7 protein-coding genes are annotated in these 7,238 nt (G+C 67.2%); 5 read left to right on the top strand and 2 right to left on the bottom strand.

The window, feature by feature from the left end; translation table 11 throughout:
• From VEG08_12250 to fabF, 5 genes are all read left to right on the top strand, one after another.
• Window positions 1-715 (top strand): amidohydrolase family protein (locus VEG08_12250; protein HXZ28755.1); only part of this gene is annotated, 715 nt, incomplete at its 5' end.
• Window positions 716-759: 44 nt separating this feature from the next.
• The gene (locus tag VEG08_12245) at window positions 760-2,082 is read left to right on the top strand and encodes an amidohydrolase family protein (GenBank protein HXZ28754.1); all 1,323 of its coding nucleotides are present in this window, start codon (window positions 760-762) and stop codon (window positions 2,080-2,082) included.
• Window positions 2,083-2,127: 45 nt separating this feature from the next.
• The gene (locus VEG08_12240) at window positions 2,128-3,825 is read left to right on the top strand and encodes a M20/M25/M40 family metallo-hydrolase (GenBank protein ID HXZ28753.1); all 1,698 of its coding nucleotides are present in this window, start codon (window positions 2,128-2,130) and stop codon (window positions 3,823-3,825) included.
• A 185-nt stretch (window positions 3,826-4,010) separates the two neighbouring features.
• Window positions 4,011-4,259 carry an acyl carrier protein gene (locus tag VEG08_12235; protein ID HXZ28752.1) on the top strand — a complete coding sequence of 83 codons (249 nt, stop codon included), beginning with the start codon at window positions 4,011-4,013 and terminating at the stop codon, window positions 4,257-4,259.
• Window positions 4,260-5,501, top strand: coding sequence for a beta-ketoacyl-ACP synthase II (gene fabF, locus VEG08_12230; protein HXZ28751.1), 1,242 nt, complete (start codon window positions 4,260-4,262; stop codon window positions 5,499-5,501).
• A 72-nt stretch (window positions 5,502-5,573) separates the two neighbouring features.
• On the opposite strand, the gene VEG08_12225 is transcribed toward fabF, so the two are convergent.
• Both VEG08_12225 and VEG08_12220 read right to left on the bottom strand, forming a co-directional pair.
• A complete protein-coding gene (locus tag VEG08_12225) occupies window positions 5,574-6,773 on the bottom strand; it encodes a PDZ domain-containing protein (protein HXZ28750.1) in 1,200 nt (399 codons plus the stop codon).
• Between the two features lie 26 nt (window positions 6,774-6,799).
• On the bottom strand, window positions 6,800-7,238 hold a 439-nt coding region (locus VEG08_12220), incomplete at its 5' end, for a hypothetical protein (protein ID HXZ28749.1).

The following is a 7,238-nucleotide window of genomic DNA, read 5'->3' as shown; positions in this document are numbered from 1 at the left end:
CCGCATGGGCAACTTCGAGGTGCAGCGCCAGGCCTTCGAAGACGCGCGCGACTACATGCACAAGTGGGATGAGTACAACGCCAAGGTGGCCAAGGGCGACAAGGACGCCATGCCGCCGCACCGGGACCTGAAGCTGGAGGCCCTGGCCGACATCCTGCGCGGCAAGTTCCTGGTGCAGATCCACTGCTACCGCGCTGACGAGTTCCTCACCGAACTGGCCATCGCCAACGAGTTCGGCTACAAGATCCGCGCCTTCCACCACGCGGTGGAGATCTACAAGGTGGCCGACAAGATCGCCGCCGCCAACGTCGGCATCGCCACCTGGGCCGACTGGTGGGGCTTCAAGGTCGAGGCCTACGACGCCATTCCCTGGAATGCGGTCATGAGCATGCGCAAGGGCGTGCGCGTGGCCATCAAGAGCGACTCCGACGACTACACCCGCCGCCTCAATCAGGAGGCGGGCAAGACCATGCGCTACGGCGGCGCCACCGAGGAGGAGGCGCTCAAGATGATCACCCTGAACCCCGCCTGGATCATCGGGGTGGACGACCGCGTGGGCTCGCTGGACGTGGGCAAGGACGCCGACATCACCATCTGGACCGGCTATCCGCTCTCCAGCTACGGCCTGGTGGACAAGGCCATCATCGACGGCGACGTGTGGTTCGACCGCTCGCTCCCCGGCCTGGGGCTGACGCACTACAAGGAGGGACAATGAGACATCGGGGGATGGAATCATCGGGTCATCGGGTCATTGAGATCGTGGCCGTTTTTGTCCTTCTCCTTTCGGCCTCGCTGGCATTCGGACAGAAACCTGCGAAGAAGGCGGCGGCCGCTTCCCCGGAGCAGGCCATCGTGCTGCGCGGGGGCAAGCTGCTGACCATCACCCACGGCGTCATCGAAGACGGCGTGCTGGTGATGGAGAACGGCAAGATCACCGCCGTCGGCAAGTCCGGCACGGTGGCCATCCCCAAGGGCGCGCGCGTCATCGAGGTGCAGGGGATGACCGTCTATCCCGGGCTCATCGACTCCGAGACCAACCTGGGTCTGACCGAGATCTCGGCGGTGCAGTCGAGCAACGACCTCATCGAGATGAGCGACGAGATCATGCCCCACATGCACGTCTACGACGCCTTCCACGCCGAGAGTTCGCTCATCCCCGTCACCCGGGTGAACGGCGTGACCAACGCCATCGTGGCGCCCGAGAGCCAGGACACGCTGCCGGGGCAGGATTCCTTCATCCAGCTCGCCGGGCGCGACCGCGACCAGATGCTGCTGCTGCGCGACCTCGCCCTGCCCATGAACTTCACCGGAGCGCAGCGCCGCAACCGCTCCTTCGAGAGCGCCAAGTATCCCTTCACCCGCATGGGGATGGCCACGCAGTTGCGCCAGTCCTTCCTCGACGCCCAGGAGTACGGGCGCAAGCTCGCCGACTATCAGAAGAAGTTGGCCGAGTGGCAGAAGGAGAAGAAGGGCGCGGAGCCGATGGAGCCCAAGCGCGATCTCAAGCTCGAGGCCCTGCTGCCCTATCTGGCGGGCTCGAAGCCGGTGGTGCTCAGCGCCGAAGAATCCAACGACCTGCAGACGGCGGTGGACCTGGCGCACGAGTTCAACCTCAGGATCGTACTCAACCACCTCACCCACGCGCAGAGCATCCTGGACTACATCGCGGCGCTGAAGGTGCCGGTCATCGTGGGACCCATCTACGACTTCCCCCACGACGACCAGCGCTATGACGCGGTCTACCGGCTGCCGGCCGAGCTGGCACAGCGCGGAGTGAAGATCGCCTTCGCCTCCTACGACTCGCACAACGCCCGCAACCTGCCTTATGCGGCCGGCTACGCCGTGGCCTGGGGCCTGCCCTACGACGAGGCCCTCAAGGCCCTCACCCTGAACCCGGCGGAGATCTGGGGCGTCTCCGACCAGTTGGGCTCGCTCGACGTGGGCAAGATGGCCAACGTGGTGGTCGCCAACGGTGATCCCCTGGATGTTCGCACCGACGTGAAGATGGTCTTCATCCAGGGCCGCGAGACTTCCATGCGCACGCGCCAGACCGACCTGCGCGACCAGTACATGGGCAAGTGAAGAATGAAGAATTGAGAATGCAGAATTAAAAGGAAGGAAGACATCATGAGGAGCGTTCGTCGCACGCACTTCGCAGTCTATGGATCCGTGATTCTCCTGGCGGTGCTGGCCTTGCCGCTGGGGGCGCAGAAGAAGAAGGCGGAAGCAGCGGCGCCGGCGGCGGCCGCCGCCCCGGAGACGGTGGACCTGCAGATGGTCACCCGCATCCGGGACGAGGAATTCCACCACTCCCAGGTGATGAAGACCCTGGAGCACCTGACCGACGAGATCGGGCAGCGCCTCACCGGCTCGCCCAACGTCCAGAAGGCCAACGAGTGGACGCGCGACCAGTTCGCCTCCTGGGGCCTGGAGAACGCCCACGTGGAGAAGTGGGGCGACTTCGGCCGCGGCTGGTCGGAGCAGTTCTGCTCGGTGATGATGGTGGCGCCCGACACCGCCCAGCTCTATGCCATCCCCGAAGCCTGGACCCCGGGCACCAACGGCGCGGTGCGGGCTCCCGTGGTCGCGGTCAAGTTGCAGCGGGTGGCCGACTTCGAGAAGTATCGCGGCAAGCTGGCGGGCAAGATCGTGCTGCTGGGCGAGATGCCGGCGCTCAAGCTGCCCACCGAGCCCGACTTCAAGCGCTACGACGACCAGGACCTGGACAAGATCTACCAGTACCAGATCCCGGGCGAGCGCCCGCCCTTCCCGCGCGAGGAGATCATCGCGCGCGTGCGCTTCCAGGGTGAACTCAACAAGTTCCTGGCCGAGGAGAAGGTGGTGGCGGCCATCGAGCCCAGCCGCGGCGACGGCGGCCTCATCTTCGTGCAGAGCGGCGCCTCCTACAAGACCGGAGAGCCGGTGGGCGTGCCCAAGCTGGAGATGGCGGTCGAGCACTACGGGCGCATCGCGCGCCTGCTGGAGCGCGACGTCCCGGTGGAGCTGGAGGTCAACGTCCAGGCCAAGTTCGACGAGGACCAGGCCGGCTACGACACCTTGGCCGAGATCCCCGGCACCGACAAGAAGGACGAGATCGTGATGCTGGGCGCGCACCTGGACTCCTGGCATGGCGGCACCGGCGCCACCGACAACGGCGCGGGATCGGCTGTGGTCATGGAGGCGGTGCGCATCCTCAAGGCGCTGGGGGTGAAGCCGCGGCGCACCATCCGGGTGGCGCTGTGGACGGGCGAAGAGCAGGGCCTGCTGGGCTCGCGCGGCTACGTCGCCAACCACTTCGGCTCCCGCCCCGCGCCTTCCGACCCCAAGGAGCGCGAGCTGCCCTCCTTCCTGTGGCGCGAGCAAGGCTCGCTCACCATCAAGCCGGAGCAGGCGCAGATCGCCGCCTACTTCAACATCGACAACGGCACCGGCAAGCTGCGCGGCATCTACACCCAGGAGAACGCGGCGGTGGTGCCTATCTTCGAGGAATGGCTCAAGCCCTTCCATGATCTGGGCGCCACCACGGTCACCAACCGCAACACCGGCGGCACCGACCACCTCTCCTTCGACGCGGTGGGCATCCCCGGCTTCCAGTTCATCCAGGACCCGATGGACTACTTCAGCCGCACCCACCACTCCAACATGGACGTCTACGAGCGGGCGCAGCGCGAGGACCTGATGCAGGCCTCGGCCGTCCTGGCCTCGTTCGTCTATGACGCGGCCATGCGCGAGCAGATGCTGCCGCGCAAGCCCCTGCCTCCGGACACCAAGATGGAGGCTCCGCCGGCGCCGGCGACCCCGGCCAAGCCGGCGAAGAAGAAGTAGGAGAACGCCCAAGGGCTCGCGGGCGGACCGCCAGGCCGCCCGCGCCCCAGGCCGATTGACCGTCCCGCGACGGGCGGGTAGGATAGGCGCCCGAGAGCGTAAACACGAGCGCCGCCCCGTCTTTACACGGCTTCGCACCCCCAAGTACACTGGGTCGTTTACCGCCACAAGGAGGAATTCCCTAGATGGCTACCGCCACGGAAGAAAAGGTGAAGCAGATCATCGTCGAGCAGTTGCAGGTGGACGAGGGCGAGGTCACCCCCAGCGCCTCGTTCGTGGACGACCTGGGCGCCGACTCGCTGGACACGGTGGAGCTGGTGATGGCCTTCGAGGAGGCCTTTGACATCGAGATCCCGGACGAGGACGCGGAGAAGATCCGCACGGTGAAAGACGCGGTCGAGTACATCGAAAAGCACGCGAAAGGCGGGAAGTGATTGGGCCAGCGGGTCGTCGTCACCGGAGTCGGCCTGATCTGCGGCGTGGGCCACACCAGCGAAGAGGTGTGGCGGAACCTGCTGGCCGGGCAGAGCGGTGTGGCCCGCATCTCCCTCTTTGATCCCTCCCAGTTCGCCTGCCAGATCGCGGCCGAAGTCAAGAACTTCGATCCCCTGCAGTACGTCGATAAGAAGGAAGCCCGGCGCATGGGCCGCTTCATCCATCTGGCCCTGGCCGCCGCCCACGAGGCCATGGAGATGGCGGGGCTGAAGGTCACCCCCGAGAACGAGCACCGGGTGGGGGTGCACATCGGCAGCGGGATCGGCGGGTTCGACATCATCGAGCGCGAGCACCTGGCGCTGCTCCACGGGGGCCCGCGCAAGATCAGTCCCTTCTTCATTCCCGCCACCATCGTCAACCTGGCGGCGGGGCACGTCAGCATCCGCTACGGGGCCAAGGGGCCCAACGAGGCCACCTGCACCGCCTGCACCTCCAGTTGCCACTCCATCGGCGACGCCTTCAAGATCATCCAGCGCTGCGACGCCGACGCCATGATCGCCGGGGGCACGGAGGCGGCCATCACCGCCATGGGCATCGGCGGCTTCGCCGCCATGCGGGCTCTCTCCACCCGCAACGACGCCCCCGCGAAGGCCAGCCGCCCCTGGGACGCCGAGCGCGACGGCTTCGTGGTGGGTGAGGGCGCCGGCATCCTCATCCTGGAGGACCTGGAGAAGGCCCGCCAGCGCGGAGCCACCATCCTAGCCGAGATCATCGGCTACGGCATGAGCGGCGACGCTTACCACATCACCCAGCCCGCCGAGGGCGGGGAGGGCGCCTATCGCGTGATGACGAACACTCTCCGCGATGCCAAGGTGAAACCGGAACAGGTGGATTACATCAACGCCCACGGCACCTCCACCCCGCTGGGGGACAAGCAGGAGAGCATGGCCATCGAGCGCGCCTTCGGGGAGCACGCTCACAAGCTCGCGGTCAGCTCCACCAAGAGCATGACCGGGCACCTGCTGGGCGGAGCCGGGGGCCTGGAGGCCGGCATCACCGTGCTGGCCCTGCGCGACCAGAAGCTGCCTCCCACCATCAACCTGGAGCATCCCGACCCGGAGTGCACCTTGGATTACGTCCCCAGCCACGCGCGCGAGGCCAAGGTGGAGATCGCTCTCAGCAACTCCTTCGGCTTTGGAGGAACCAACGGCTGCCTCCTGTTCCGCCGCTGGGCGGAGTAGCCCCTCTCTGAGCAAAAACAAAGCGCGGCCCCGCCGGGGGCGGGGCCGCGTCAGGAGGAAAAGGAGAGTCCGTCAGTCTTCTTCGAGCACCAGGTTCATCTCGCGCAGCTTCTCCATCTGCTTCTCCATCTGCTTCTGCATCTCCTTCATCTGGCGCTCGATCTCCTTGCTGCGCCCCTTCATGGCCTTGGCATTCTCCTGCTGGGCACGCTCCAGGGCGCGGCGCAGCTCGACCTGGTCCACGGCCGCCTGCTCCTGGGCCTGGCCCTGGGCGCATTCCATGGAACGTTGGGCTTCCGCCAGGGAGCGCTCCATCGCTTGCATGTCCAGGTTCATGCCCGGCCACTGGAAGCGGAAGGCGTCGCCGGACTCGCGGCCGGCCGGCAGGGTCAGACTCAACGTCTGCTCCCGGCGCTCACGCAGGATGGTGACCGCCACCTTGCCGCCGCCGCGGTGTTCGCGCAGGACGCTGCGCCAGTCGCTCATGTCGGCGACGCGCTGGTTGTCCACCTTGAGGATGACGTCGCCGGCCTTGAAGCCCGCAGCTTCGGCGACGCTGCCCTTTTCCACCGACTGCACCAGCACGCACTCCCCGTTCTTGCAGCCGAAGTACTCGCCCAGTTGCGGAGTGACGTTCGAGACCAGCAGGCCCGCCCGCGAGCCCGCCAGGGTGACGATCTGGATGGCCGGCATCTCGATGCGGGGCACGCGCACTTCCACGTTGGGCACCGCCACCTTGGGCATGGCGAAGGTGTAGGACTGGGCCTCCATCGTGGTGCGGTCGGCGAGCTGGACCTGCACGCTGCGCACCTGGCCGTCGCGGCTGTAGCCGATGGTGACGCTGCGGCCCGGCGGGACCTCATGGATCATGCGCCGGAGCTGCTCCACGCTCTCCACCTTCTGGCCGTCGAAGTCCAGGATGACGTCGTGCTCCCGGAAGCCGGCTTTGCCGGCGGGAGCATCCTGGTCGACCATGGTGATCTCCGCCCCGCGCTCCTCCCGCAGCTTGAGCTGTTTGGCGCTGTCGGGGGTGACGTCGCGGACGTCGATGCCCAGGTAGGAGGTGTGGGATTCTCCCTCACCCGGCCACGCCGGCGCCGGGGGAGCGGGAGCCGCCGCCGGGGCCGCGGGAGCCGCCGGCGCCACCGCCGGGGTCTGCGCGGTCTCCGGGCCGCCCGCCAGAGCGGGCGCGGCCAGCCACAGGCCGGCGGCCAGCAGGCACAGGGCCGTCGCCAGAACGTACTGCAAGTGCTTCCGAGTGTGCAGGTTCATATGTAAGCCTCGCTGGATTCCGAACATTACTTTTTTCCGCGGTGGATCTGGATGCTGCCGTTGCTGGTGCGGATCTTGAGCAGAGGGCCTCCGCCGTTCAGGCTGCCCTCGGCGTAGACCTCGTGCGGGTTCCACTGGCCACCCTCGCTGTGGATCTTCAGTTCGGCAAAGTCGGAGACGATGCCCTGGCCGGTGCAGGACTCCACCGCCGCGCGCACCGTGACCCTCATCCCCTCGGGCAGGTAGACGACGATGTCGCCCGAGCCGGTCTCGATGCTGGAGTCGTGGAACGGCCCGCTCACCAGCTCGACGGTGATGCTGCCGGCGCCGGTCTCGCTGCGCACGCCTCCGCCCACGCCCCAGAGCTCGAGGTTGCCGCCGCCGGTGCTGGCACGCACCTGGCCGCGGGCGGAGTTCACGCGGATGCTGCCGCCCCCGGTCTCGGCGATGACGGCGCCGCCCACG

The sequence above is a fragment of the Terriglobales bacterium genome (assembly GCA_035624475.1).
In the GTDB taxonomy this organism is placed as follows: Bacteria; Acidobacteriota; Terriglobia; order Terriglobales; family Acidobacteriaceae; genus DASPRL01.
This window is presented reverse-complemented; position numbering and strand designations above follow the sequence as displayed.